The organism is Rhizocola hellebori (genome assembly GCF_016862955.1).
GTDB classification, from domain to species: domain Bacteria; phylum Actinomycetota; class Actinomycetes; order Mycobacteriales; family Micromonosporaceae; genus Rhizocola; species Rhizocola hellebori.
Window position 1 is genome coordinate 1 of the sequence record NZ_BONY01000118.1, and the last position, 26,396, is coordinate 26,396.

At 67.3% G+C, this 26,396-nt stretch carries 27 protein-coding genes; 12 read left to right on the top strand and 15 right to left on the bottom strand.

Annotation, left to right across the window (positions count from 1 at the left end; all coding sequences use genetic code 11):
* Positions 1-77: 77 nt before the first annotated feature.
* The 5 genes from Rhe02_RS45450 (at position 78) to Rhe02_RS45470 (ending at position 4,942) form a co-directional block, all read left to right on the top strand.
* Complete coding sequence (locus tag Rhe02_RS45450) at positions 78-1,283, top strand: thiolase family protein (protein ID WP_203914783.1); 1,206 nt, start codon at positions 78-80, stop codon at positions 1,281-1,283.
* A complete protein-coding gene (locus Rhe02_RS45455) occupies positions 1,280-3,274 on the top strand; it encodes a 3-hydroxyacyl-CoA dehydrogenase NAD-binding domain-containing protein (RefSeq protein ID WP_203914784.1) in 1,995 nt (664 codons plus the stop codon). The genes Rhe02_RS45450 and Rhe02_RS45455 overlap by 4 nt, the downstream gene beginning before the upstream one ends.
* Positions 3,275-3,339: 65 nt before the next feature.
* Positions 3,340-4,101, top strand: a complete 762-nt coding sequence (locus Rhe02_RS45460; RefSeq protein WP_203914785.1) for a class I SAM-dependent methyltransferase — start codon at positions 3,340-3,342, stop codon at positions 4,099-4,101.
* Positions 4,098-4,604 carry a nucleoside deaminase gene (locus Rhe02_RS45465; RefSeq protein ID WP_203914786.1) on the top strand — a complete coding sequence of 169 codons (507 nt, stop codon included), beginning with the start codon at positions 4,098-4,100 and terminating at the stop codon, positions 4,602-4,604. The genes Rhe02_RS45460 and Rhe02_RS45465 overlap by 4 nt, the downstream gene beginning before the upstream one ends.
* A 20-nt stretch (positions 4,605-4,624) precedes the next feature.
* Positions 4,625-4,942 (top strand): PadR family transcriptional regulator, encoded by a 318-nt coding sequence (locus Rhe02_RS45470; RefSeq protein ID WP_203914787.1) that lies wholly within the window; start codon positions 4,625-4,627, stop codon positions 4,940-4,942.
* 129 nt (positions 4,943-5,071) lie between these two features.
* On the opposite strand, the gene Rhe02_RS45475 is transcribed toward Rhe02_RS45470, so the two are convergent.
* Positions 5,072-6,517, bottom strand: a complete 1,446-nt coding sequence (locus tag Rhe02_RS45475; protein ID WP_239124480.1) for an RICIN domain-containing protein — start codon at positions 6,515-6,517, stop codon at positions 5,072-5,074.
* Between the two features lie 93 nt (positions 6,518-6,610).
* Between Rhe02_RS45475 and Rhe02_RS45480 the strand changes: the two genes are divergently transcribed.
* Positions 6,611-8,767, top strand: coding sequence for a sigma-70 family RNA polymerase sigma factor (locus Rhe02_RS45480; RefSeq protein ID WP_203914788.1), 2,157 nt, complete (start codon positions 6,611-6,613; stop codon positions 8,765-8,767).
* Between the two features lie 73 nt (positions 8,768-8,840).
* Here the strand turns inward: Rhe02_RS45480 and Rhe02_RS45485 are convergent, their stop codons facing one another.
* A complete protein-coding gene (locus Rhe02_RS45485; protein WP_203914789.1) occupies positions 8,841-9,257 on the bottom strand; it encodes a hypothetical protein in 417 nt (138 codons plus the stop codon).
* Positions 9,258-9,391: 134 nt separating this feature from the next.
* Between Rhe02_RS45485 and Rhe02_RS45490 the strand changes: the two genes are divergently transcribed.
* Positions 9,392-9,778: a VOC family protein gene (locus tag Rhe02_RS45490; RefSeq protein ID WP_203914790.1), complete on the top strand. Its 387-nt coding sequence runs from the start codon at positions 9,392-9,394 to the stop codon at positions 9,776-9,778.
* Positions 9,779-9,784: 6 nt separating this feature from the next.
* On the opposite strand, the gene Rhe02_RS45495 is transcribed toward Rhe02_RS45490, so the two are convergent.
* Genes Rhe02_RS45495 through Rhe02_RS45520 form a run of 6 tightly spaced genes read right to left on the bottom strand, consistent with a single transcriptional unit; the run spans position 9,785 to position 18,049 of the window.
* The gene (locus Rhe02_RS45495; protein WP_239124482.1) at positions 9,785-10,921 is read right to left on the bottom strand and encodes a HAMP domain-containing sensor histidine kinase; all 1,137 of its coding nucleotides are present in this window, start codon (positions 10,919-10,921) and stop codon (positions 9,785-9,787) included.
* Between the two features lie 2 nt (positions 10,922-10,923).
* The gene (locus Rhe02_RS45500) at positions 10,924-11,586 is read right to left on the bottom strand and encodes a response regulator transcription factor (RefSeq protein WP_203914791.1); all 663 of its coding nucleotides are present in this window, start codon (positions 11,584-11,586) and stop codon (positions 10,924-10,926) included.
* Between the two features lie 10 nt (positions 11,587-11,596).
* Positions 11,597-12,898, bottom strand: a complete 1,302-nt coding sequence (locus Rhe02_RS45505; protein ID WP_203914792.1) for a hypothetical protein — start codon at positions 12,896-12,898, stop codon at positions 11,597-11,599.
* Between the two features lie 45 nt (positions 12,899-12,943).
* Entirely contained in the window at positions 12,944-14,866 is a 1,923-nt protein-coding gene (gene dxs, locus Rhe02_RS45510; RefSeq protein WP_203914793.1) for a 1-deoxy-D-xylulose-5-phosphate synthase, read from the bottom strand.
* Between the two features lie 43 nt (positions 14,867-14,909).
* Positions 14,910-16,043 carry a class I SAM-dependent RNA methyltransferase gene (locus Rhe02_RS45515; RefSeq protein WP_203914794.1) on the bottom strand — a complete coding sequence of 378 codons (1,134 nt, stop codon included), beginning with the start codon at positions 16,041-16,043 and terminating at the stop codon, positions 14,910-14,912.
* Positions 16,043-18,049: an APC family permease gene (locus tag Rhe02_RS45520; protein ID WP_203914795.1), complete on the bottom strand. Its 2,007-nt coding sequence runs from the start codon at positions 18,047-18,049 to the stop codon at positions 16,043-16,045. Before Rhe02_RS45520 ends, Rhe02_RS45515 begins: the two co-directional genes overlap by 1 nt.
* Positions 18,050-18,105: 56 nt before the next feature.
* Here Rhe02_RS45520 and Rhe02_RS45525 point away from each other — a divergent pair, with 56 nt between their 5' ends.
* Together Rhe02_RS45525 and Rhe02_RS45530 are read left to right on the top strand one after the other, a co-directional pair.
* Positions 18,106-18,768: a potassium channel family protein gene (locus Rhe02_RS45525; RefSeq protein WP_203914796.1), complete on the top strand. Its 663-nt coding sequence runs from the start codon at positions 18,106-18,108 to the stop codon at positions 18,766-18,768.
* A gap of 23 nt (positions 18,769-18,791) precedes the next feature.
* Complete coding sequence (locus Rhe02_RS45530) at positions 18,792-19,487, top strand: potassium channel family protein (protein ID WP_203914797.1); 696 nt, start codon at positions 18,792-18,794, stop codon at positions 19,485-19,487.
* Here the strand turns inward: Rhe02_RS45530 and Rhe02_RS45535 are convergent.
* Genes Rhe02_RS45535 through dut form a run of 4 tightly spaced genes read right to left on the bottom strand, consistent with a single transcriptional unit; the run spans position 19,480 to position 21,805 of the window.
* Positions 19,480-20,154 (bottom strand): DUF3159 domain-containing protein, encoded by a 675-nt coding sequence (locus tag Rhe02_RS45535; RefSeq protein ID WP_203914798.1) that lies wholly within the window; start codon positions 20,152-20,154, stop codon positions 19,480-19,482. The two genes, Rhe02_RS45530 and Rhe02_RS45535, sit on opposite strands and share 8 nt — an antisense overlap.
* The gene (locus Rhe02_RS45540; protein WP_203914799.1) at positions 20,151-20,537 is read right to left on the bottom strand and encodes an OB-fold nucleic acid binding domain-containing protein; all 387 of its coding nucleotides are present in this window, start codon (positions 20,535-20,537) and stop codon (positions 20,151-20,153) included. The genes Rhe02_RS45535 and Rhe02_RS45540 overlap by 4 nt, the downstream gene beginning before the upstream one ends.
* A 9-nt stretch (positions 20,538-20,546) precedes the next feature.
* Positions 20,547-21,338: a DUF3710 domain-containing protein gene (locus Rhe02_RS45545; protein WP_239124481.1), complete on the bottom strand. Its 792-nt coding sequence runs from the start codon at positions 21,336-21,338 to the stop codon at positions 20,547-20,549.
* An 11-nt stretch (positions 21,339-21,349) separates the two neighbouring features.
* Positions 21,350-21,805, bottom strand: coding sequence for a dUTP diphosphatase (gene dut / locus Rhe02_RS45550; RefSeq protein WP_203914800.1), 456 nt, complete (start codon positions 21,803-21,805; stop codon positions 21,350-21,352).
* A 146-nt stretch (positions 21,806-21,951) separates the two neighbouring features.
* Here dut and Rhe02_RS45555 point away from each other — a divergent pair, with 146 nt between their 5' ends.
* Positions 21,952-22,383 (top strand): DUF3093 domain-containing protein, encoded by a 432-nt coding sequence (locus Rhe02_RS45555; protein WP_239124483.1) that lies wholly within the window; start codon positions 21,952-21,954, stop codon positions 22,381-22,383.
* Here Rhe02_RS45555 and Rhe02_RS45560 read toward each other — a convergent pair.
* Entirely contained in the window at positions 22,339-23,109 is a 771-nt protein-coding gene (locus Rhe02_RS45560) for a hypothetical protein (RefSeq protein ID WP_203914802.1), read from the bottom strand. The genes Rhe02_RS45555 and Rhe02_RS45560 overlap by 45 nt on opposite strands.
* 48 nt (positions 23,110-23,157) lie before the next feature.
* Positions 23,158-23,454 (bottom strand): DUF4193 domain-containing protein, encoded by a 297-nt coding sequence (locus tag Rhe02_RS45565; protein ID WP_203914808.1) that lies wholly within the window; start codon positions 23,452-23,454, stop codon positions 23,158-23,160.
* 289 nt (positions 23,455-23,743) lie between these two features.
* Here Rhe02_RS45565 and Rhe02_RS45570 point away from each other — a divergent pair, with 289 nt between their 5' ends.
* Positions 23,744-24,286, top strand: coding sequence for a LytR C-terminal domain-containing protein (locus Rhe02_RS45570; RefSeq protein ID WP_203914803.1), 543 nt, complete (start codon positions 23,744-23,746; stop codon positions 24,284-24,286).
* A gap of 12 nt (positions 24,287-24,298) precedes the next feature.
* Here Rhe02_RS45570 and Rhe02_RS45575 read toward each other — a convergent pair whose 3' ends face one another.
* On the bottom strand, positions 24,299-25,114 hold the full coding sequence (locus tag Rhe02_RS45575; protein ID WP_203914804.1) for an inositol monophosphatase family protein: 816 nt from the start codon (positions 25,112-25,114) through the stop codon (positions 24,299-24,301).
* A gap of 160 nt (positions 25,115-25,274) precedes the next feature.
* On the opposite strand from Rhe02_RS45575, the gene Rhe02_RS50695 reads away from it, so the two are divergent.
* The coding region (locus Rhe02_RS50695; protein ID WP_373320796.1) for a sigma-70 factor domain-containing protein at positions 25,275-26,396 on the top strand (1,122 nt) is incomplete at its 3' end.

The following is a 26,396-nucleotide window of genomic DNA, read 5'->3' on the forward strand; positions in this document are numbered from 1 at the left end:
GCGGCAGCGCCGCGCCGCGTGACATGGACCACAGCGGAAGGCTCGCGCGGCTAGTTACTCACTAGTAGCATCGGGGCATGCCTAACCCACGTCCCGTCCGCGAGGTCGTCTTTGTCGACGGCGTACGCACGCCGTTCGGCAAAGCCAACGGCGGCCTATATAAGGACACGCGCGCCGACGACATGGTCGTGCGCTGCATTCGCGAGCTGCTGCGCCGCAATCCCCAGCTGCCGCCCAGCCGCATCGACGAGGTGGCCATCGCCGCCACCACCCAGATCGGCGATCAAGGCCTGACCATCGGCCGCACCGCCGCGCTGCTGGCCGGTCTGCCGAACACCGTCCCGGGCTACGCGATCGACCGGATGTGCGCCGGGGCGATGACCGCGGTCACCACGGTGGCCTCGGGCATCGCGGTGGGCGCCTACGACGTGGCCATCGCCGGCGGGGTGGAGCACATGGGCCGCCACCCGATGGGCGAAGGCGTCGACCCGAACCCGCGGTTCCTGGCCGAAAAGCTGGTGGACCCCTCCGCGCTCGTCATGGGTTCGACCGCGGAGAACGTGCACGACCGGCTCCCCGCGATCACCAAGGAGCGCGCGGACGCGTTCGGCCTGGCCTCGCAGCAGAAGTTCGCCGCCGCCCAGGCCGCCGGGAAGATCGAGCCCGATCTGGTGACGGTGGCGCTGCGCGACGCCGAGACCGGCTGGAGCCTGGCCACGACCGACGAAGCGCCCCGCGAGACGAGCATGGACAAGCTCGCCACCCTCAAGACCCCGTTCCGCCCGCACGGCAAGGTGACCGCGGGTAACGCGGCCGGCCTCAACGACGGCGCGACCGGCTGCCTGATCGCGGCCGAAGACGTCGCGATCGAGCTGGGCCTGCCGATCGCGATGCGGCTGGTTTCCTACGGCTTCGCCGGGGTCGAGCCTGAGGTGATGGGCATCGGCCCGATCCCGTCGACGGAGAAGGCGCTGCGGATGGCCGGGCTGTCCATTGCGGACATCGGGCTTTTCGAGCTCAACGAGGCCTTCGCGGTACAGGTGCTCGCGTTCCTCGACCACTTCGGCATCGCCGACGACGACCCGCGGGTCAACCCGTGGGGCGGCGCGATCGCCGTCGGGCACCCGCTGGCCAGCTCCGGGGTGCGCTTGATGACCCAGCTGGCCCGCCACTTCGCCGAGCACCCCGAGGTCCGCTACGGCCTGACCGCGATGTGCATCGGCATCGGCATGGGTGGTTCCGTGATCTGGGAGAACCCGAACTGGACAGGAGATGCGGCATGAGTGAAGTCGTGACCAACGCCAAGCTGCGCTTGGTAAAGGTTCCTGGGCTCGCCAAGCCGGCCGCGCTCATCACGCTCGACAACGGGCTCGACCACACCAAGCCCAATACCTTTGGCCCACTTGGGTTGGCGTCATTGTCCAAGGCCGTCGACGAGGCACACGCGGCCGACCCGGCGTTCATCGCGGTCACCGGCAAGCCCTACATCTTCTGTGTCGGGGCCGACCTGACCAGCTTTTCCACTCTGACCGGCCGCGACCAGGTGGTCGAGATCGGGCAGCTGGGGCATCAGGTGTTCGCGAAGCTTCGTACCAGTCAAATCCCGACTTTTGCTTTTATCAATGGGGCGGCCATGGGCGGCGGTCTCGAGGTGGCGCTGCACTGCCACTACCGCACGCTTTCCAGCGGTGCGGCCGCGCTGGCCCTGCCGGAAGTGGGTCTGGGGCTGATTCCGGGCTGGGGCGGCTCGCAGCTGCTGCCCAACCTGGTGGGCATCCTGCCCGCGGTCCAGGTGATCGTGCAGAACCCGTTGATGCAGAACAAGATGCTCAAGCCGAAGCAGGCCTTCGAGATGGGCATCGCCGACAAGTTGCTCGACCCGGCCGATTTCCTTGAGCAGTCGCTCGCCTGGGCCGCCTCTGTCGTGAGTGGACAGACCTCGGTGCAACGCGAAGAGGTTGACAAGTCGGAGATGTGGGACGCCATCCTCAGCTTCGCCAAGGCCGAACTCGACAAGCGCCTGCACGGCGCGGTGCCGTCGGCCAACCGCGCGCTGGAGTTGCTGGCTCTCGCCAAGGACGGTCTGCACTTCGACGAAGAGGTGCAGGCGCTAGCCGATCTCGCGATGACGCCGGAGCTGCAGAACGGGCTCTACGCCTTCGATCTGGTACAGCGGCGGGCCAAAAAGCCGGTCGGTGCACCATCTCCGGCCCTGGCCGCCGACGTCACCAAGGTGGGCATCGTCGGCGCGGGCCTGATGGCCGCCCAGATCGGGCTGCTTTTCCTGCGCCGCCTTGAGGTACCGGTCGTGCTGACCGACCTGGACCAGGAACGTGTCGACAAGGGCGTCAAGTACGTGCTCGACGAAATCGACAAGCAGGTCGCCAAGAAGCGGCTGCTGCCGGGCAAGGCCGCCAAGATGCGCGGCCTCATCTCCGGATCGGTCGACAAGGCCGGCTTCGCCGACGCCGAGCTGGTCGTCGAGGCCGTGTTTGAAGAGCTTTCGGTCAAGAAGAAGGTGTGGGCCGAGGTCGAGAAGATCGTGTCGTCCGAGGCGATCCTCGCGACCAACACCTCCTCGCTGTCGATCACCGCGATGGCGGCCGACCTCAAGCACCCGGAAAGGGTTGTCGGCCTTCACTTCTTCAACCCGGTGGCGATCATGCCGCTGCTCGAAATCGTCCGGGGCGAGCGCACCAGCGACGTTGCTCTCGCCACGGCATTCTCGGTCGGCAAGAAGCTCGGCAAGAGCTGCGTGCTGGTCAAGGACGCGCCGGCCTTCGTCGCCAACCGCGTCTTCGCCCGCTTCCTGGGCCAGATCTGGTCCGCTGTGGACAGTGGCACCCCGTTCGAGGTGGCCGACCGCGCGCTCGACCCGCTCGGCATGCCGATGCGGCCGTCCGAGTTCCTGTCGCTGGTAGGCCCAGGCGTGGGCGCGCACGTCGGCAAAATCATGCACGACGCCTATCCGGACAGGTTCCCGCTCAGCCCGAACATGGAGATCATCGCCAAGTCGGGCCTGCCGATCCTGGTCGACTCCGAAATCAACCCGGAGCTTCTGCAGCAGCTCAAGGTGGGCGATTCCCCGCTGACCGAGGAGCAGGTGCGCGACAACGCGCTCAAGGCGCTCGCTGAGGAGATCACCATCATGCTCGACGAAGGCGTGGTCGCCGAGCGCGCCGACGTCGACCTGTGCATGATCGTCGGTGGCGGCTGGCCCTTCCACCTGGGCGGGATCACGCCGTACCTGAAGCAGCACGGCTATCTGAACTAGCCCATCCCCCCGGTTGCGGCCGTCGGACCCCCCGTCCGGCGGCCGTTTCCTTTACAGTTGCTGGGGTGCTGACCCAATATCTGAGCCTGGACCCGCTGCAGACAAGGATCGACACCCACGAGCGCTACAGCGAGCGTGCCGACGACGTCGAGGCCGCGGTTAAACCCTTGCCGCATCAGGATTTGCTCGATGTCGGCTGCGGCACCGGTTCGTTCCTGCGCCGCCTGGCCAACGCTGGCCATCTGGGCCGGCTGGCCGCGGTCGACACCTCCCCCGCCGCGATCGCCGCCCTGGCCGATGTGGCAGCCGTGTCGGTTCACCTGGCCGACGCCCAGGCGCTGCCCTTCCCCGACGGCAGCTTCGATGTGGTGACCGAGCGGCACATGCTCTACCACGTGCCCGATCCCGTTCTTGCGATTCAGGAGGCTTATCGGGTACTGCGTTCGGGCGGCACGTTCGCGGCCATCGTCAACATCGCCGGGGCCACCCCGATGCTGTTCGGTCTGGTGGCCGAATCGGTTGCGGCGCACGGGTTCGACCCCGGCGTGTTTCAGGTTCCGGTGGACTCGCAGAACCTGCCCGCCATGGTCGAGAGCGTCTTCGGCCACGCCGACATCGAGCGCCATGACAACGCGTTCGTGTTTCCCTCGGCGGAGCCCGTCATCGCCTACGCCGTCTCATGTCTGAGCGGCTTCGGTGTCGAGCCCGATGACCCGCGGCGCGAAGCCGTTGTCAACACGATCGTCCAGCGCGCCACAGCGTTGTTCGCCGATGGGCAGGTGCGGCGCGATCCCAAGGGCTACGTCGTGGTGAGGGCGGGCCGATGACGCCGGAAGAGCTTGTGGGCCAGGCACTTGCGGTTTCCGCGGAAGGGCTGCGGGCAGGCGAGCTGCCGGTGGGCGCGGTGGTGGTGATGGGCGATGAGGTCGTTGGCCGGGCGCACACCCAGGAGGTCACCCAGGGCCGGCGGCTCGTGCACGCGGATCTGCTGGCGATGATCGAGGCGGACAGCAGCCTGGGCTGGCGGAAGCGCACGGCTCCGCTTCGCCTGGGGATAACCCTCGAGCCGTGTGTGATGTGCCTCGGCGCCGCCATGTCGCTGGGCGTGACCGAGATCTACTACGGGCTGGCCTCGCCCGGCGACGGCGCCGCGGGGATAGCCGCGAGCTGGCGCCCGGCCAACGACGACATGCCGTTCTACCGCATGCCCTCGGTCTCTGGCGGCATCCGCGAGGCTGACTGCCGCGACCAGTTCCGCGCGTACTGCGACACCGCCCCGGAGTCGGGCATGCTCCGCTGGGCGAAGACGATGATCCTTGACCCTATGTAGAAACTCGATACAGTAAAGCCATGCGCATCACCGTCCCCGTGGCCAAGGTCCTGTCCGCGTTTCTGGCCGACGTCGCCGAAGATCGCTACGGGCTGGACCTGATGAAAACCACCGGCCTGCCCAGCGGCACGCTTTACCCGATCCTGCAACGACTTCAGGAAGCCGGCTGGGTCACCGCCGAGTGGGAGGACATCGACCCGGTGGCGCAGGGCAGACCCGCCCGCCGCTACTACCGGCTCACCCCACACGGTGCCGAGAGCGGCCGGGTCGCCCTGGCCGAGCTGCATGCGCAGACCGCGCCGGCCACCCAGCCCGGCAAGGTGAACCCGGCGTGGTGACCGCGCGGCTGGCCCATGCGCTCGCTTTCCTGACCGGCAGCCGCCGAGCCGAGATGCCCTCGGCAGCATCGCCCTCCGGTCAGGCGATGGTGCCCCAGCCGCGAGCCTGAGGCACCACCACCGCAATCGCTAGACGCCGATGTTGGCCTGCGGTCCGGAGAAGGTGCGGACCAGGTTCGGCACGGCCGAGGCCGGGTCGAGCGTGTACGAGTAGAAACTGCTTGGTGTGAAAGCGGATCCGAGCGTCTCCTGCCGTCCGGTGCAGCTGACCAGGATGGAGCCGGTCTGCCTGAGCTGCGCGGTGGTGTCAGGATAGAACGGATTGTTGACGTGGTCGAAGTAGCTGTTCTCGATCACCATCTTGCTGGCGCCCCGCGAGTAGTTGCCGTAGCTGGTGATGTTCTGCAGGTAGTTGTTGTAGAGGTGCACGTAGGCGAGGTTGTCGGCGCTGGGGTTGCGCTGGTTGTTGTGGTGCAGCCAGTTGTGGTGGATGGTCATACGGGCGGTCACGTTCGCCGTCCAGCCGATGCCGAAGGTCTTGTTGTGGTTACCCATTTGGTTCCACGAGACCGTGACAAAGCTGGTGTCGATGCGCGAGTCGATGTACCCGTCGTTGATGTTGGTAAAGGTGTTGTGGTCGATCCACACGTGGTCGGCGGTGTCCATCTGGATGCCGTCGTAGTCGAAGTCCTTGTCATCGGGGTCATCCGAGGCCACCGCGGTGTCGCCGATGGTGAGGTTGCGGATGATGACGTTGTGCACGCCGGTCCCGAGGAAGAAGCCGCCGTTCCTGATCCGGCCGGTGGCACCCACGCCGATAATCGTTTTGTTGGAGGCCACGCGCAGCTCGGATCCGAAGGTCGGGTAGGTGATGGTGCCGTTTACCCGGATCACGTAAGGCGCGCTCGCGGTGGCGTAGGTCTGCAGGTCTGCGTAGGTGGAGACGGTGACTGTCGTACCACCCGCCCCGCCCGTGGTGCCCTGCGCGAACCCGTCGGCCGTGTTCGACCAGGTCCGTCCGGTCGGGGTGGGGACGGTTACCGGGTTGAAAGCCCACTGGATGCGGGAGATGTCGGAACATGCCTCCTGCACGATCGGATTGCCACCCGCGGTCGAGCCGTCCTTGTCGCTCGCGCACAGTCCGCTCGACGCGCTGCGGATCAGGTACTTACCCGAGGCCGCGGTCGATGCCGTGAACGACCACGTTTGATTCGAGCTGGCCCCACACGTCCACTGCCACAACTGAATCCCAGCAGCACTACTGGCATTGGGCACGTCAACACAACGACCACTGTTGACATTGACCAGGCCGAAAGCCCCGTTCTGCGACACCACCCGGAACTGCTGATCGGCCGCCGCCGCGTTACACGCGATCTGCTGCAACAGGGCACCATTACCTGTCCCCGCCCCCACCACATCAAGACACTTGCCACTCGCCCCAGAAGCCAGCGTGTAAACACCCCCACTCACGGGAGCCACCGCGGCGGCCGACGGCCACGCCGACACCCACACCACCGCCGCGGGCACGGCCAGGCAGAGCGTGATCATCCAGATAAGACGCTTTATCGTTCCCACGATATGAAGACGGGCGGACTCCGGGCGGGATAACAAAACCGCGCAGACTTAGTTGGACTTTACAACGAACAAATTCGATGCCAGCATGCCGACATGCACCCAGCGGCGGACCCGGCGCTCGTGGCGGCCGCCCGTGGCGGTGATCGTCAGGCGCTGGAATCGCTGCTGCGCGACCATCTTCCGCTGGTCTACTCGGTGGTCCGGCGGACCATTGGCGCTGCCCCCGACGTCGATGACGTGGTGCAGGAGACCATGCTGCGCGCCGTTCGGCACGTGCGGGCGCTGCGCGACCCCCACGGCTTCCGAGCCTGGCTGATCGCCATCGCTGTACGCCAGTTGCAGGAACGCTCCCGGCACCTGACCCGCGCCCCGCAGCCCATCGACCTCACCGACGACGCCACCACCGCGCTGCCCGACCCCTACTCCGACTTCGCCGCCCCGATCGAGGAGCGGCTCGACCTCGCCCGGGAGATGCGCACCATCGCCCGCGCCGCCGGCTTCCTCAGCCAGCCCGACCGGCAGGTGCTGGCGCTGTGGTCGCAGGAGGTCGCCGGCGGGCTGTCGCGGGCCGAGGTCGCCGCCGCGCTGGCGCTGACCCCGGCACACACCGCCGTCCGGGTGCAGCGCATGCGCGCCCAGCTCGACCTGGCCCTGACCGTGCTGCGTGCCCTGCAAGCGCAGCCGCGCTGCGAAGGCCTGACCGAGACCGCCCAACGGTGGAACCAGTTCGCGGAACCGCGCTGGCTCAAACGTCTGGGCCGCCATGTGCGCGGCTGCGCCCAGTGCCTGCTGGCCGGGCAGCGCGGCACCCCACCGGAGCTGGCACTCGGCACGGCCTGGCTGCTTCCAGTCCCGGCCTACCTCACCTGGCAGATCCCGACCGTCACCGCCGCGAAGGTGATGGCTGCCGTCGGCGACGGAATGCGGCGCGTGCTGGGCTACTTCAACCTCAAGACGCTGGGGCTCGCCGGTACGGCCGCCGTCATGGTGCTCGCGGTCCAAACCGTCCCCGAGCCCCCCGAAACCATCGTCGCGCCGCCACCGAACGCGCCGACCGCCACCGTCGCGCCGCCCACGGTCGGCCCGAGGCCCGCCCAGTCGGCGTCCGCGCCCGCGGCCCCGGCCCCACGCCTGATAACCGTTGCCGCCGAAGGCGTATCCGCCGCCGACATCTATGTCGCGACCGACGGCGACGACATCAACCCGGGCACCCAGGCCCAGCCGCTCGCCACCCTCACCAAGGCGGTCTCCGTAGTCCGCCCCGGGCAGGTCATCGCGCTGCGGGCCGGCACCCACCGGCCCAGCTCGCCGGTGCGGATCACCACCAGCGGAACCCAACAGCAGCGCATCACCTTGAGCAATCTGATCGGCGAACGGCCCGTCATCGACGCCTCGGCGATCCCAGCCACCAGCCCGATGATCGACCACTCCGCGTCCTACTGGACGGTGCAGGGCATCGAGCTGCGCAACGCCCCCGCGCACGGTTACGTCTGCCGGGCATGCCGGTACAACATTCTGCGGCGGCTGTGGTTGCACGACAACGGCAACACCGCTCTGATGCTGCGTGACCCCGGCACCGTCGGCAACCAGGTCCTCGACAGCGACTTCACCCGCAACCACGACACCACCGACCGCGGTGGCAGCGCCGACGGCCTGTCCGTGAAGAACGGCGCCGGTGCCGGAAACCTGGTGAGTGGCAACCGTTTCGCCGAGAACTCCGGCGACGGGCTGGACCTGAGCAACTTCGCCGACGCCGTGACAGTCACCGCCAACTGGTCCTACGGCAACGGCCACAATCGTTGGCAGATAAGCGATTTCAACGGGCCGGGCAACGGCATCAAGCTGGGCGGCGGCGAGCCGGCTCCGGCGGTCAACCATCTCGTGTCCGACAACGCCTCGTGGGACAACGCCGGTTACGGTTTCACGGAGAGCGGCAACCGGGGCCGGATCACCCTCTCCAACAACACCGCCTATCGCAATGGGGCGACAGGTTTCGCCTTCGTCTACTCCCAGTCGCTGATGCGCCGCAACCTCGCCCTGGCCAATGGCCGCGACGCGCAGCTGGGCGAGGGGGTGGACGACTCGGGCAACTCCTGGGGAGATGCCCGCTGGTCCACGACGGATCTGCGCAGCGGCGACCCGACCACCGCGCGCGGGGAACGCGGACCGTCGGGGCGGCTGCCCGCGACCACTTTCCTGCTCAACCGCAAGGACCCAACAATGGGTGCCTCGATGACCGCCAACGGCTGAATGCTCTCGTCTCCTGCGTATACGCTCCTAATGCGCCCGGCCGAGGTCAACCTAATTCGCTCCAGCACGATCTTCAGCGGGATGCTGAAGCGCCGTGGCATCGAAGGCGACGCGTTCGAGACGGTTGCGGTGACGCCACCACCGATCCGGTTGCGTCATCGATGACCAGAATCCGATCGTCACCGCGATTCAGCATCGCGTCCGGGCTGAACACCCACAGTTGGCTACCGTCGTGCGAGAAGCCGCAGGACACGTGACCGCCATATTTGCTGCCGGGCTCGGCATGGATCGCGACTCGCCAGACCACTGCGGCATCCTGGTTCAGGCGGACGACTTCGCACCGATCCGCGTAGGCGATACCGAGATCGTCTGGATGCGCCGACACCGATTCGACCTCAGCTGTGAGCTCGATGGACCGGATGGGAGATTCGCCACGATCGAAGTCGTAGAGATCGACCCGCCCGTCGACACGCTGGGAGATCATTCGCACGCGACCACTATAGGGAGCGACGTCCTCATCGGTAGGAGATCAGCTGTCGGGCCAGCGATGGGGCTGTTCTCCCCGGAGCCGCCGCTGGAAATGTGGTGGCACTACCCTTGCCCCCGCCATAGGCTCTCAGGCCTATGACTTCACAAATCAACCACATCACTGTGGACTGCGCCGACACCTATAAGCTGGCCAGTTTCTGGAGCCAGGTCACCGGCCGGCCGATGCACGACGATGACAATCCGGGCGATCCCGAGGCAATTCTGCTCGCACCCGACGGTATTGGCCCGAACATCCTGTTCATCGCGGTCCCCGAGGGCAAAGCGGCTAAGAATCGGCTGCACCTTGATCTGATGCCCGTCGACCGCACCCGCGATGAGGAGGTCGAGCGGCTGCTCGGCATCGGCGCGACGGTGGTCGGCGATCACCGCACCTCCGATGGGAAGGGCTGGGTCACCCTGGCCGATCCCGAGGGCAACGAGTTCTGTGTCGAGCGATCGGCTGCCGAGCGCGTCTCGGCCTGACGCTACCTACGGCGAGCGCACAGGCAGCGCGACCGTGACCTCAAGGCCGCCCCCGGTCAGCGCGACCGCGCCCACCGAGCCGCCGTGCGCCTGGCACACCGCATGCACGATGGACAGCCCCAGACCAGAGCCGCGCGCGCCGGTGCGTTCCTGGCCGCCGCGGCGGAAGGGCTCGAACATCCCGGCCACATCGGCTTGGGCCACTTCGAATCCGGTGTTGCCGACGATCAGGTGGGCGTAGTCGCCCTGGCGGCCGCTGCGCACCCAGATCCGGCCACCGAGATGGTTGTAGCGCACAGCGTTTTCGATGAGGTTGCCCGCCAGCCGATCCAGCAGGCTGGGATCACCGATCACCGGGGCGCCGGCGAGCTGGGTGGTGACGTTGAGGTTGGTTCTGCGGATCTCATTGTCCATTGCGGACAGTGCGCCCTGCACCCCGGTCGCGAGGTCGAGCGGCTCCGCGCGCAGCCCTGTCCTGGCTTGGCTTCGGGCCAGCATCAGCAACGAGTCCACGAGCGCGTTGGCGCGCTCCGAGGCGTCGCGCACCACCTCGGCCATCCGCCTGAGCTCCGCCGCGTCCACATCGGGATCGGACAGGGTCACGTCCACCTCGGTGCGCATCACCGCCAGCGGGGTGCGCAACTCGTGGGAGGCGTTGGCCACGAATCGTTGCTGAGCGGTGAAGGTCGCGCCAAGGCGGTCGAGCATCGCGTCGAAGGTGTCTGCCAGCTCGGCCACCTCGTCATCGGTACCCGTATAGTGAATCCGCTGATCAAGGGTCTCTCCGCCGAGCCGCTGCGCGGTCGCGGTCACCTGATGCAAAGGGCGCAAAGCCCGCCCGACCACCGCATAGGCTCCGGCCATGCCGACCACGGTGATCGCGGCGACGGCCAGCACACCCTTGGTCACCAGCTCGGTCTCCGCGCTGGCGACCGCCCTTTCCTGCCATTGGTGGAAGTCCACCCAGCCGCCCTCTTCCAGGCGCACCTGGGTGCCGTCGCCCAGCCGATCGCTGCGCCGCATGGCATCGGTCACCAGCAGCCAGCCCAGCAGGACCAGCAGCGAACCCGCGCCGGCCAGCAGCAGCGCGTTGAGCAACGTCACCCGCAGCCGGAGCGTGGGACGAAACCTGCGCCGCTTCACCTTCACGGCTCGACGATCCGATATCCGGCGCCGACCAGGGTTTCGATGAGCACCGGTTGCCCGATCTTCATCCGCAGCGTGCGCATGGTGACCCGGACGATGGTGGTGAACGGGTCGGTGTTGGCGTCCCAGACCCGGTCGAGCAGCTCCTCGGTGGAGACCACGGCGCCCCGGGCCCGCAACAGCTCCTCGAGCACCCCGAATTCCTTGTTGGTCAGTTCGATGAGGACACCTCCACGGGACACCGTGCGCTTGGCCGGGTCGAGCTCCAGATCGGCGACCCGGAGCACCGGCGGTGTCACCGGAGTGGCCCGCCGCCCTAAAGCATGCACCCGCGCCACAAGTTCATCGAAAGCAAAGGGTTTGGGCAGATAGTCGTCGGCCCCCAGGCGCAGGCCCTCCACCCGGTCGGCCACGCTGCCGCTCGCGGTCAGCATCAGCACCCGGGTCAGCGCGCCCGAGCTGACCAGCTCGGCGCAGAGCTGATCACCGTGCATCCCGGGCAGGTCACGGTCGAGCACGACCACGTCGTACCGGGTCACGAAGGCCATCTCGTGTCCCGTGCTGCCGTCATAGGCGACATCGACGGCGAGGCCATGCCGGCGCAACCCGCGCGCGATCGCGTCGGCGAGATGCCGCTCGTCTTCCACTACCAGCACTCGCATGGCTGGCAGGCTACGTCAGTCGCCAGATGCGCACCAAGTTCGAGCCCACCAGGCACGCCACGTTGGGTGCCGCGACGGTGCACTGGCGCAGCTCGTCGGTGTGCGCCAGGACGCCCAGGGTGCGCACCCCGTCGGCTTTCAGGATGCCGAAGTAGTCGAGCGTGTTCTGGTACGACCAGAGGTAGATCGGGCCTTTGCTGATGACGGGCAGGGGATCGTTGAACGCGAGATCGAGCAACGACCAGCCCTTCACCTCCAGCTCTTTGCCGGTTCGCGGCTCGAACATGCCCAGCGCCCGCATCGGGCCATCGCCTTGCGGGTAGCGGATTCCCAGCAGACCGATCTCGGTGCGCACGATGATGTCCCAGTCGCTGGCTTCGTAGACCTTCTTCCCGGAGGCCTTGTCGATCATGAAGTAGCCGGGGCCGTCCGCCTTGTAGTTGCACCAGACCTGTCCGCAGTCGATGGGGTCCTGCCGGAGGTCGTGCATGGAGTCGGGGTTCGGGTGCAGGGTGATGCCATCGAAGCTCAATTGCCGGCCGTCGTCGAAGAAGAACACGGCCCGGCCCCGGTCGTAGAAGAATCCGTTGGCGCCGATCAGCTCCGGGAAGGTGTACCTGTTGATCACCTCGCCGGTGTGCAGCTTGTGGTCGGTCAGCTCACCGGTTTCCCGGTCGAGGGTGGTGACGATGGACCGCTCCACGTTCACCGCTGGCCCGACCCTGCTCTGTGGCGTGGACCAGAGCGCCCGCCGGCCATCACGGCTGTAGACGGTAATGCCTGATTCGTTCAGCTGATCCGGCACCTCGCTTGGACCGCTGTACTGGTAGGCGATCAAAGCGTCCTCAAGAACATCTATGTAGCCGGTGATCCTCCACCGCACCTCGCCCGTGGCGATATCCACCGCCATCGACGCCTGCGGCGGTGGCAGGTTCATCTTGGCCGGACCGAGCGTGCCGTTCAGGATGACCATGTCATCGTCTCTGGCCAGGAAGACGTCGGACAGACCGGTCTGCACCTGCCAGCGGCGCTGGCCGCTGCCCATCACATAGGACGTGAGCCGGTCAGGCTCCGCGACAAGCAGCGAGTCACCTATGACCTCAAGTCTTGTCGCATCGTGTACCTCGAACTGCGCCACCAGCTGGATGCTGGCAACGGGCCGGGACCCGGCACTGCCCAATGTGGACAGAAGCACCAACACCGCACCAGCGGCCGCCCAAGGGCGCCAGCGCTTCCCGAAGCGGGAAGGACGCGGCGGCGGCTCCTCCAGGAGATCGAGGTCGCGATCCAGCTCAATGAAGATGTCCGGCACGCCGCCATTGTCACAGGCTCCGGCCCCCGCCGCAGCCCAGCCAACTCAACTGCGGGTGACGCTCGACAGCTCCGAAGCCGCGGGGGTGGTCAGGCTAGAGACCCACTTGGTGACCTGTTCGGTGATCTCCGGCGCGGTCAGCCCCAGCTCAGCCAGGATCTCCGCCCGGGTGCCATGGTCGATCCACTGCACCGGCACCCCGAGGTCGCGCAGGGGAACGTCGAGTTCGTTGTCGCGCAACAGCTTCGCCACCGCATCGCCGATGCCGCCGCTGCGGACGCCGTCCTCGATGGTCACCACCAGCTTGTGTTCGCTGGCCAGGCCCACCAGCTCGATCGGCACCGGCCGCACCCAGCGCGGATCGACCACGGTCACCCCGTAGCCACGCCTCGCCAGCTCGGCGGCCACCTGTACCGCGACGTGGGAGAACGCCCCCACGGAGACGAACAGGACGTCCTTTTGCTGCGTCTCGGCCAGCACATCGACTCCGCCGACCCGGCGCAGCGCGGGAAGCGCGGCCGGAACCGAGCCGGTGGGAAAGCGCACCACGGTCGGGCCGTCGTCGATGCCGACGGCTTCCCGCAAACAGGCGCGTAAGGTCTCGGCGTCACGCGGCGCGGCGACGCGCAGACCCGGTACCACCCCGAGGATGGACATGTCCCAAATGCCGTAATGGCTCGGCCCGTCCGGACCGGTGATGCCGGCGCGGTCGAGGACGAACGTCACCGGAAGCTTGTGCAGGGCCACATCCATGAGCACCTGGTCGAAGGCGCGGTTGAGGAAGGTCGCGTAGATGGCGACCACCGGGTGCAGGCCGGCCAGGGCCAGCCCGGCCGCGGAGGTCGTGGCGTGCTGCTCGGCGATGCCCACGTCGTAGGCGCGGTCGGGGTAAGCGGCGGCGAGCTTGTCGATGCCGGTCGACTCGGGCATGGCCGCGGTGATGCCGACCACATCGGGCCGCTCCCCGGCGATGGCCACCAGCTCGTCGGCGAAGACCTTCGTCCACTTTAGACTCGGGGCGGCCAGCTGCTTGCCGGTCTGCGGGTCGAAGGCCCCCGGCGCGTGCAGCCGGTCGGCCTCGTCCTGCTCGGCGGGCGCGTAGCCGTAGCCCTTGTGGGTCACCGCGTGCACGATGACCGGCCCGCCGTAGCGCTTGGCGCGCTGCAGGGCCGACTCCATCGCGGCCAGGTCGTGACCGTCGACCGGGCCCACATATTTGATGCCGAGATCCTCGAAGAGCGCCTGCGGGGCGACCGCGTCCTTGATGCCCTTCTTCACCGCGTGCAGCGCTTCGAAGAGCGGCTTGCCCACCAGCGGCGTCTTCTCCAGCGCCTCTTTGATCAGGTCGAGCACCTTCTCGTAGCCCGGGTTCAGCCGCAGCGCGGCGAGGTGATCGGCGAGCCCGCCGATGGTCGGGGCGTAGGAGCGGCCGTTGTCGTTGACGATGATGACCAGCCGGTTGCGGGAAGCGGCGATGTTGTTGAGCGCCTCCCAGCACATCCCGCCGGTGAGAGCCCCATCGCCGACCACCGCGACGACGTGACGCGACTCACCCCGCAGCGCGTAGGCCTTGGCCATGCCGTCGGCGTAGGACAGCGCGGTCGAGGCGTGGCAGTTCTCGACGAGATCGTGCTCACTCTCGGCCTGGTTCGGATAGCCGGTGAGACCACCACGCTGCTTGAGCTGGTCGAAGCCTTCCTGGCGACCGGTCACGATCTTGTGAACGTAGGCCTGGTGCCCGGTATCGAACAGGAAACGGTCGCTGGGGGAATCGAAGATGCGATGCATCGCCAGTGTCAGCTCGACTACGCCCAGGTTGGGGCCGATGTGACCGCCGGTTCTCGCCACCTTCGAGATCAGAAAGTCCCGGATCTCGGCGGCGAGCACAGTCATCTGGTCAGATGGCAGCTCCTTGAGATCCTCTGGTCCTCGAATAGTGCTCAGCAGCGTTGGTGGGCGGTGGCTCATAGCCGCAAAGTCTATCGGGAGGTTCAAGCAACGCTCGCGTCTCTCACACGATCTTCACCAAAAGTGCCACGCATTCCACGTGGTGGGTCTGCGGGAAGCAGTCGAAAGCGCGAATGTTCGTCAGCTCCCAGCCCTCCTCGCCGAAGGTCTTCAGATCGCGGGCCAGCGCGGCCGGGTCACAGGCAACATAGGCGATTGCTCTCGGGGCGAGCGCGGAGATCTTTCGCACCACCCGTGCTCCGGCACCTGTCCGCGGTGGGTCGAGCACGACGAGGTCGGCGCTTGGCAGTTTGGCCCGTTCGACGCTGGACTCGACGACCTGCACGGCATCGCCCAGACTGCGGCGCGCGGCCTTCACCCCCTCCCCCGCGGCCTCGACCATGGTCACCTGACAGCCCTGGGCCGCCAGCGCGGCGGCGAACAGCCCGGCGCCGCCATAAAGATCAAGGGCGGTCTCGCCGCTCTTGGGCGCCAGGAACTGGAGCACGCATTCGGCGAGCGTGTCGGCGGCGGCCGGGTGCACCTGCCAGAACGCGGTAGCCGCGAGGTCAAATCGGCGGCCCACAGCGAACTCGGAAATCCGTTGTCCCGCAACGATTTGCGCCTTACCTTCGGCCGGGGCCACCACATCCACCACGTCTGCGTCGGGCCACCGACGCTGGAGCACGTCCAGCTCCTGGATGCCTGGATGAGCGATGAGGCAGCGGTCGATCGGCACCACCTCGTTTGAGCGGTGCTTGAGCAGCCCCGGTCGATTCAAGGCATCTATGTGGTACCTGACCCGCGTGCGCCAGCCGAAGCCGTCATCGGGCAGCGCCTCCACCGTCACCTCGACATCGGGCAGGCCCCCGAGCCGGGCCAGCTGCTCCCGGACCACCGCCGTCTTCCAGGCGCGCTGCGCCGGTGCGGAGGCGTGCTGAAGATCGCAGCCGCCGCACAGATTCGGGCCGGAATAGGGGCACGGCGCGGCGACCCGATCCGGCGACGCGGTCAGGATCTCGATCGCGTCGGCGCGCAGATAGCCCTTGTGCAGCTCGGTGATCTCGGCCACCACCGCCTCGCCCGGCAGGGCATGGCGCACGAAAAGGACTATCCCTTCGTGGCGGGCGACACAGTGCCCGCCGTGGGCGGGCTTGCCCACCTCGACCCGGACCCGGTCTCCGACAACGAAATCCATCACTCCTCTTCCCCGGCGCGCGGCCCGCGCGACGGCGTCCGGGTCAGGTCGCGATCGAGCCTTTCGAGGTTCTTGCCCGCGCTGGAGTCCAGCTGCCACGGGACGCTGGTCACCATGACCCCCGGCTCGAACAGCAGCCGGCCCTTGATGCGCAGGGCGGACTGGTTGTGCAGCAGGTTCTCCCACCAGTGGCCCACGACGTACTCGGGGATGAAGACCGTCACCACGTCGCGGGGCGACTTGTTCCGCAACGACTTCACATAGTCGATGATAGGGCGCGAGATCTCCCGGTACGGGGAGTCGACGATGGTCAGCGGCACGTTCATCTCCCGCCGATCCCACTCGGCCTGCAGCGCGCGGGCATCGGCGGTGTCGACGTTGACGGTCAGCGCGGTCAGCGTGTCGGGCCGGGTCGCCCGTGCGTAGGCCACCGCCCGCAGGGTCGGCATGTGCACCTTGCTGACGAGGACGACGGCGTGGTTGCGGGCCGGCAGCACCGGCCGCTCCTCGGTCGGCGTCAGCTCACGCGCCACGTGGTCGTAGTGCTTGCGGATCGACACCATGATTGCATAGATGACCGCCATTGCCGCGATGGAGATCCAGGCGCCATGGGTGAATTTGGTCGCCAGCACCAGGACGAGCACGAACCCGGTCAATACTGCGCCGAAACCGTTGATGGCACGCGCTCTGACCATGCGGTTGCGGCGGGCCGGGTCGCGTTCGGTGCGCAGCAGCCTGTTCCAGTGGCGCAGCATGCCAATCTGAGAAAGCGTGAAGGAGACGAAAACGCCGACGATATAAAGCTGGATGAGCCGCGTGGTCTCGGCCCGAAAGGCGACTATCAACACGATCGCGGCCAGCGCCAGGAAGATGATGCCGTTGGAGAAGGCCAGCCGATCGCCGCGGGTGTGCAGCTGACGCGGCAGATATCTGTCCTGGGCGAGGATCGAGCCGAGCACCGGGAAACCGTTGAAGGCCGTGTTCGCGGCGAGCACGAGGATGAGCGCGGTCATGAAGATCACGAGATAGAAGCCGGGCTTGAAGTGATTGAAGATCACCTCTGCCAGCTGGGCGGTCACGGTCGGCTGCACATAGTCCGGCCCGGCGCCCACGATCTGCTCGGCGGGGTTCTCCACATATTGCATGCCGGTCTTGAGGCTGAGCGTGACGATGCACACCATCAGCGCAATGGAGATGGCGCCCAGAAGCAGGAGGGTGGTGGCCGCGTTCTTGCTCTTGGGGGGCTTGAAGGCTGGTACCCCATTGGAAATCGCCTCCACACCGGTAAGCGCGGCGCAGCCGGAGGAGAACGCCCGCACCAGCAGGAAGGCGAAGGCGAAGGTGGCGCCCACGCTGAGCCCGTGCTCGCCGACGATCTGCAGCCCCGCGCTTGGCGCGCGCAGATCGTCGCCCAGCACGAAGATGCGGAACATGCCCCACAGGATCAGCGAGACCATCGCCAGCATGAACAGATAGGTGGGCACCGCGAAAAGCCCGCCGGACTCCTTGACCCCGCGCAGGTTCAGCGCGGTCAGCAAGGCCACCAGGCCGACCGCGAAAAACATTTTGTGCTCACCGATGAAGCTGACCGCCGACCCCAGGTTCTCCACACCCGCGCTGACCGACACCGCCACCGTGAGCACATAGTCGACCAGAAGCGCGCTGGCGACCCCGAGCCCGGCCTTGGAACCCAGGTTGACGGTTGCCACCTCGTAGTCGCCGCCGCCCGACGGATAGGCGTGCACGTTCTGGCGATAGCTGGCCACCACGGTGGCCATGACCACGACCACCGCCGCGACCACCCACGGCGAGTAAGCAAAAGCCGCCGCCCCCGCGATCGACAGCGTCAGCAGAATCTCGCCAGGCGCATAGGCAACGCTGGATAGCGCGTCGGAAGCGAAGATCGGCAACGCGATGCGCTTGGGCAAAAGCGTGTGATGCAGCCGGTCGGAGCGAAACGGACGGCCGAGAAGCAGTCGCTTCAGCAGGGAGGTCGGGTTGGCCACACCTGGGAGCCTATGATGAGCCCGACACTGAGTGGGGGGCTGGGAGGGCCAAAGACGTGCACGTCGTGATTATGGGTTGTGGCCGGGTCGGCTCCACCCTGGCGCACCGGCTCGAGGCGAAAGGGCATCGGGTTTCGGTCATTGACCAGGACGCTGACGCGTTCCGCCGGCTTTCCGCCGAGTTCAGTGGGGTGACCGTGACCGGGGTCGGCTTCGATCGCGATGTGCTGATTCAAGCCGGAATCGAAAGCGCTGACGCGTTCGCCGCGGTCTCCAGCGGCGACAACTCAAACATCATCTCAGCCCGGCTGGCGCGGGAAACCTTTGGCGTGCAAAGGGTAGTGGCCCGCATCTATGACCAGCGGCGCGCGGAAGTGTATGAGCGCCTTGGCATTCCGACCGTCGCCACCGTCCGCTGGACAGCCGACCGCATTGTGCGCCATCTGGTTCCCGAGGGCGCCGCAGAGCTGTGGCGCGATCCCACCAGCATGGTGGCCATCGTCGAGGTGCCGTTCGACCCGGGCTGGGTCGGCCATTCATTGTCCGAATTGGAAACTGCGTGCGGCACGCGCGCCGCCTACGTCATGCGTTTCGGCATCGGCGTGCTGCCCACCGCTTCCACCGTGATCCAAGACGGTGACCAGCTCTTCATGCTCGTCACCGACGAGATCGCCAAGCCCGTCGCCACCGTGGCCGCCACGGCTCCGGTCTCCTCCTAACGGCTCGCGGAAAGGAAAGTCAGATGCGCGTCGCCATTGCCGGAGCTGGAAACGTGGGCCGATCCATCGCCCAGGAGCTCATCGAGAACGGTCACCAGGTCATGCTGCTGGAGCGGCAGCCGAAGATGCTTCGCCACGAGCGGGTGCCGCAGGCCGAGTGGGTCCTTGCCGACGCCTGCGAGCTGGCCAGCCTGCACGAGGTCGACCTGGCCGCCTGCGACGTCGTCGTCGCCGCGACCGGCGACGACAAGGTGAACCTCGTCGTCTCGCTGCTGGCCAAGACCGAGTTCGCGGTGCCGCGCGTGGTGGCCCGGGTCAACCGGGCCGAGAACGAATGGCTTTTCACCGAGCAGTGGGGCGTGGATGTCTCGGTCAGCAAGCCGCGTCTGATGGCGGCACTGGTCGAGGAAGCGGTGACCGTGGGCGACCTGGTCCGTCTGATGACCTTCCGCCAGGGCGAGGCGAACCTGGTCGAGATCACGCTGCCCCACGACGCGCCGCACGTGGGTCAGCCGGTGAGGGAGATTCCGCTTCCGCCCGACAGCGCGCTGGTGGCCATCGTGCGCGGCAGGCGCGTGCTGGCCCCCACCCCGGATGACCCGGTGGAGGCCGGCGATGAGCTGATCTTCGTCTGTACCGCGGACGTCGAGGAACAGGTGCGCTCGGTGGTGCTGGGTGCTGACAGCGTGGAGAAGACCCGGTCCAAGCGGCCTAGGTAGCCAGCTGCTGTTCCTCCTGGCGGCGCACCCGCCGCACGGCCCAGATCGTGATCGCCAGCAGCAGCGCGAAAGGCGGATAGCTCAGCGCTATCCGGGAAACTCCCAGCGCGGTCTCGTAATGCGCGAGATACAGCGAGCCCTGGATGAGGAACTTCACGAAGAACACGGCCGCCCACAGCGCGGTCAGCCAGGTGAAGGTGCGCTTGAGCTTCTCCTCGGCGCGCCAGTCGCCCTTGCCCTCATTGGCCACCACCGTCCAGATCCAGCCGACGAGCGGGTGGCCGACGAGGGTCGAGCCGAGCAGCAGCACGACATAGCCAAGGGTGATGAAGATGCCGGGCAGATAGAAGTCACGCTGCTCGCCGGAATTCCACGCCAGATAGGCGCCCAGCGCGATGCCGAACAGGCCGTTCACCGCGAACCTGATGCTTTGCTTGCGGGCAAACCGCAGCACCGCGATCGTCAGAGCCACCGCGACCGCGGCCCCGATCGCCCACTGCAGGACGAATCGCGAGTCAGCCGGATCGGAGTAGATCTCGCCCAGCACCACGTTCACCAGCACGAACACGGCTACCGGAACACCGGACTCCACCAGGCCACGCCAGCCACCGAGCTGCTGCGCCATCTGCTCGGCGAACGGGGGAAGTTCCTCTGTATCAGGCTTCATCTGTGGGCTTCCAGCTCGTAGTGCGGGTTATAGATGACCTTGCGTCCATCCCGCAACGCCACCCGGCCCTTGGCGAACAACGCCCGGCCGGGCTCGATGCCGGAGATCTGACGACGGCCGAGGAACACCAGGGTGATCACATCGGTGCCGTCGTAGAGATCGGCTTCAAGGGTAGGCAGGTTGGTGCGCGGTGTATAGACGACCGTGCGAAGTCTACCCGCGACTGTCACCAGCTCCCCACGCTTGACGGTATCGGCGCACGCGCACCCCGCCCGCTCGCTGTCTCGCCGCAGATCCTCAGACTCAAGCTCCTGCTCACTTGCGGTGAGCCGATGTAACAAGCTCCGCAGTCCAGAGCGAGGTCGGACTTCGTCGGCGGCCATACCCCCAGCCTAATCCCGGCGCGGGCGTGGCGACGGCTTGCGCCTCGGCACCTGCTCGAATGCGGGTTCCTCGGGCTGCGGACCGCCTTGCACCTCGGCCTGTGCCGGCAGGTTCAGCGGAAGTGCCTCCCGGGTCGGGCGGGCCTGGTCATCGCGGCGCACCACCAGGCCGGCCAGGCACTCGTTGAGCGGGCCGCCCAGCGCCGGATCCACCGCCGCCGGGCCTTGGAACACGGCTCGCACCATCCACCGCGGGCCGTCGATCCCGATGAACCTCAAATCATCAAAGCCGTTTTGGGTACGAAGCCGCGCCCGCAGCTCCATCCCCCACCGCCCCGGGGTCTCCTCAGCGCCGACCCCATCGTCAAACAGCGACTTGCGGATCTCGGCGCGGACCTCGTCCCACAGTCCGCCGGATCGCGGCGCGGCGAAGGCGCCCAGCTGCAGCGCGTTGGACCCGTGCGCGAGCACGATCTGCTGGATCGCCCCGTCCTCACCGGCCTGGAGCCGGATTTCGATGCCGTCGATGCCCGGAATCAGGAGGCTGCCCAGGTCGACCCGCTCGCCGTCGGGCGCTTCCGCGAAGTCGTAGGGGCCGGAGTCCAGCACCGGCTCGGGCGCCTTGACGGAGACAGCTGGCGCGGCCGAAGGCGCGTCGCCGAACTCGTCGGTGAGGTTCAGCTCCGCCAGCATCGCTTCGCGCTGCTGCCGGCGCTTCTCCGCCGGCGACAGCGTGGCGGTGGCACGCGGCTCATCCGCTCTGGCGTGTCGTCCCGCACGCGAGCGTCGCGAGAAGATCACTTGGTCCTCCTTCAGCTACCGGTCGAACCGTGTCCGCCGGTACCCCTCACGGAGTCGGGCAATTGCTCGACGCCGTGGAAGTGTGCCCGCTCAACACGCTGCACGACAAGTTGCGCTATCCGGTCCCCGCGCACGATCTTGGCGGGCGCGGACCGGTCATGATTCACCAGGTTCACGAGGATCTCCCCACGGTACCCGGCGTCCACCGTGCCCGGCGCGTTGAGCACCGTCAGGCCCTTTTTCACCGCCAACCCCGAGCGGGGGTGCACCAGGCCCACAAACCCGTCCGGCAGCCCGATGGCCACCCCTGTACGCACCAGCTTGCGCTCCCCCGGCCCGATGACCGCATCCTCGGCCGCGTAAAGGTCCGCACCCGCGTCGCCCGGGTGGGCGTAGGCGGGCAGCGGAAGGTCTGGATCCAGCTGATGCACGGGCACGATGACAGCGTCTGCCTCATGGGCGGTCACGGTTACCTCCGGGGAGATGGGGGCTCTGAGATCAAGTCGCGGGCCAGCACCCTATCCTCAGGTGCGTGACGCACCCTGGCAACGTGGCCGCTAAAGGCACAACGGCCGCCGACCGCTACACGGAACGGCTGAACGTCCCGTGGTGGATGTGGCTGCCCACCGCGGCCGTGGCCGCTGTGCTCGCGGCCGAGGTCGGCTTGGGCGCACCGGGCGTGCGCAGCTGGCTTCCGCTGGCGCTGCTCATCCCGCTGTCACTGGTGTCGCTGTGGTGGCTGGGCAGGATCCGGGTCTCGGTCGGCGAGGCGGAGCTCCAGGTCGACGACGCCCATCTGCCGCTGGAGGTGATCGCCGACGCCATCGCGCTCACCCCGGAGGACAAGCGTCTTCTGATGGGGCAGGCGTCGGACCCGCTGGCCTTCGTGATCCAGCGGCCCTGGATCGCCGGCGCCGTCCAGGTCGTGCTCGACGACCCGGCCGACCCGACGCCCTACTGGCTGATCAGCACACGTCACCCGGAAGAGATGGCCCAGGCGCTACTCAGCGGGCGGGAGCGCCGGCTTGCCGTGACGCAGCCTTAGGTCGCGCGACACTTCCTCGCCGAGTCGCTTGGTGGCTCGCTGATTGAGGAAACTGGCCACCGCCGCCCCGGTGAGCAGCGGGCCCAGCGTGGTGAGGTTGCGCCCGAACCGCTTGAGCAGCATGTCTCGCATCTGCTTGCGGGTGGCCGTGCTCAGGACCGTTGCCAGCCCACTGCCGGGCAGCATGGGGTTCACCCCGCGACGCGAGGACCAGCCCTGCATCAGGCTCACCGCCTTCTGGCTGCCTGAACCGGGAATGGTGTGGCCATAGACCTCGTGCAGCTCGCCGATGAGCTTCATCTCGATGGCCACCACCGCAACTGTCTCGGTGGCCAGCAACACCGGCGTCGTCAGGAGCATCGGCGGCGCCGCCCACTCCACGGAGGCGAGGCCACCGCCTGCCGCGCCCACACTCGCGGTGGCGCGGGCCGCGTTGCGGATGAGCCGCTCGGCGAGCGCCTCACCCTCCAGCCCGGGATAGTGGGCGCGCAGGACCTCGATCGTCCGAACAGGAACGTGCGGGGCAAGATCGGAAACCGCGTCGGCGATCCACTGCATCGCTTTCCGCGGCTGGAAAAGCTGGCCCACCCCGCGCTGCTTCAGCCCACCCACCAGGCGTGCCAGCAGGCGGGCACGGCTCGCTTTGTCCATCTCGGACTCAGCGAGACCCGCAACCGCCAGCGCCAGATCGTCCTTTCGGTCCTCTTTAGACTCGTCGGCCGTCATGCACCCATCTCACCGCATGCCCGGCCTCGGGCGCAAAGATGCTGATGATCATGCACACTCACGGCAGATCAACTCGCCGTTGCGCTCGACCGCGAGCTGGCTGCGGTGGTGCACTAGGAAGCAGCGTGAGCAGCGGAACTCATCGGCCTGCATGGGCAAAACCTTGACGGTCAACTCCTCGTCGGCAAGATCGCCGCCGGGCAGCTCGAAGTTCTCGGCGACCTCGGTCTCGTCCACGTCCACGCTGCCCGACTGCGAGTCAACACGCCTGGCCTTAAGCTCCTCCAGGCTGTCCTCGCCGAGCTCGACCTCGTCCCGGCGTGGGGCGTCGTAGTCGGTAGCCATTTTTGTCACACTCCCAATATCTGTCTTACCCCAACGAGCGCGGTACTTTAGCGCGTCCGTGTGGGAGTTGTACGCCAACGGGTGGCAATTTGTTCCCGATGTGACCGAGCCGACAGCTCGGGCGAGACAAAGGTAGGGGTAGCTAACCGCCGATCACGTTCGGCGCGCCGGAGATTCGGCGCAATGCTCGGCAGATTTTGCCAGCCCCCATTCGTGGGTCGCACTCCGCTCCCTGTACTCGAGGCGATAACCTGCTCGCGACGGGTCGGGGATAAGGGGCGCTGCGCACATGCACATGACGCGAATTCGGGCACTAGCGGTTGTCGGGACTTTGGCGGTCGCGGCAGTTGTGCTGGTGGTCATCACCCTGTCCAAAGACACTCAGAACAGCGGCGCTGCGGCTGAGCAGTGCAAGCCCGGACACGTTCCGGTCAGCTTGACGATGCCGGATGAGCCCGCTGTAAACATCAATGTCTATAACGCGACTCAGACCCAGGGCCTCGGCGCCAGCGTTGCCGCCGACTTCCGTAACCGGAAGTTCAATGTCGCCAAAGTCGAAGGCGAGAAGGTAAACGGCCAGGATACCTACCATCCGGACGTAGTGGCGATTATTCGCTATGGGCCGAAAACGGTCGGCGCCGCTCATTTGGTACGGGCCTACTTCCTCACCGACGCGAGGATGCAGTTCGATCTTAAGCGCGATGACGACGTGATCGACGTGGTCATCGGCGGCAAATACAAGACGCTGGCCACGCCGACCGAGATGCGCCAAGCGGTCGCGCTGTTGGGTCATCCCACGCTTCCGCCGGGTACCTGCGAAAAGCCGGAGTAGACCGGAGAACCCTCACGGGCCACCGGCCGCATCCAGCTCCACCAGGAGTTCGTGCAGTGGCCCGTGCAGGGCCGGTGGCGCCGCCAGCACCAGGTCGGGGCCGGCCGCAGCGCCGGACAGGCCGGTCACCAGCAGGCCCGACTCGCGAGCGATGAGCCCGCCCGCGGCCAGATCCCAAGCCGCCAAGCCCTTTTCGTAGTAAGCGTCAACGTTTCCCTGCGCGGCGGCGCACAGATCGAGCGCGGCCGCTCCCATCCGGCGGATGTCGCGAATGTGTGGCAGCAGCGCGGCGACCACCCGCCCCTGATGCGCCCGGCGTTGCGCCGCATAGGCAAACCCGGTCGCCACCAAAGCCCGTTCCAGCCCGGTGGCGGCCGAGCCGGTCAGCCGGGTCTGGCCCTGCCACGCCCCGCGGCCCAACGCGGCCGTCCAGACCGTGCCCGTCGCCGCGTTCTGCACCACGCCGGCGACCACCTCCGAATCCACCTCGGCCGCAATGGATACGGCGTACTGTGGCAATCCATAGAGATAGTTCACTGTCCCGTCGATCGGATCGACGATCCAGCGCACCTGCCCGGCCACCACCTCTCCGTCGTCCCCAAACTCCTCACCGAGGATGGCGTCGCCCGGCCGGACGGCCCGCAAAGCGGCCACCACCTGCTGTTCGACCGCGCGATCGGCCGCCGTTACCACGTCGGTGATGGTGCTCTTCGTATCGATCTGAGTGATTGCCTTTGCCCGCATTCGGTACGCTGTCGCAGCCGCATCGGCCGCCACCGCGATCGCGATTTCCAACAGCTCGCTTTCGTTCACACCCACGCTTGTCATCCTTTCAAAGCGGATCCGGCGTGCGCGCCGAGATGATCGTCGAATGCGGCGCTACAATTCACGCCTGCCACGTGCCAACGCACAAATCCGATTCGCCTCCGGAAGGTCATCCGTGACTGAAGCCCGCCAGATCGGCGTCGACGTACGCTCGCTCACCGACATGCTGATCGCCCAAGCCTCCTTCAGCGGCGGCCGATTGACCCCGGCTGAGTTGGCGAGTTCGGTTGAGGCCGCCGCGGTTAGCCCGGCAGAGACGAAGAAATTGCTGCGCGCCCTTTTGGAGGCCGGCGTGACCGTAGAGGTGGACGACTCGTCCCACAACCGCCGCAAGGTGGCCGCCGCACGCGCGGCGACCCCAGCGTCCAAGGCCACCACCGCCAAGACATCCAAGGCGCCCGCGGCGCCCAAACAGAAGGCGGATGTGGCCTCGCCCAAGCAGACCGATGCGACCATCACCGAGCTCGAACCGCATAACAAGCCCGCCAAGGCGGTAAAGGCGGCGACCAAGACAGGTGGCCCCGGCGACGACACGTCCGCCGAAACCGCCATCGAGGGCGCCGTAGCCGACTCGGCCGACACCATCGGCGATACCGCCACCGAGGCGGGCGCCGGCAAGGCGGTCAAGGCACCGGCCAAGAAGGCGGCCAAAGCCCCGGCCAAGAAGGCGGCCCCGGCCAAGGCCGCCAAAGCTGCCAAGGCCGCGGTCAAAACCGACGCGCCCGAAGCGGGCAAGGCCGAGAAGGCGCCGAAGACCGATCCCGACGGACCCGACGGGCCGGAGCTCGAGGTCGAAGACCTCGCGGCCGAGCTGGAGGACGTGGTCGTCGAGGACGCCCCGGAGCTGGTACAGGCGGCCGAGGCCGACGCGCAGCAGTCCGACGACTTCGAGTGGGACGCCGAGGAATCCGAGGCGCTCAAGCAGGCCCGCAAGGACGCCGAGCTGACCGCTTCCGCCGACTCGGTTCGCGCCTACCTCAAGCAGATCGGCAAGGTGCCTCTGCTCAACGCGGAGCAGGAGGTCGAGCTCGCCAAGCGGATCGAAGCCGGTCTCTACGCTTCGGAGCGGCTGCGTGCCGCCGACGAAGAGGGCCTGGAGCTGACCCGCGACATGCAGCGAGACCTGCTCTGGGTTTCGCGCGACGGCGAGCGGGCCAAGAACCACCTGCTGGAGGCCAACCTTCGCCTGGTCGTGTCGCTCGCCAAGCGGTACACGGGAAGGGGTATGGCCTTCCTGGACCTCATCCAGGAGGGCAACCTGGGCCTTATCCGTGCGGTCGAGAAG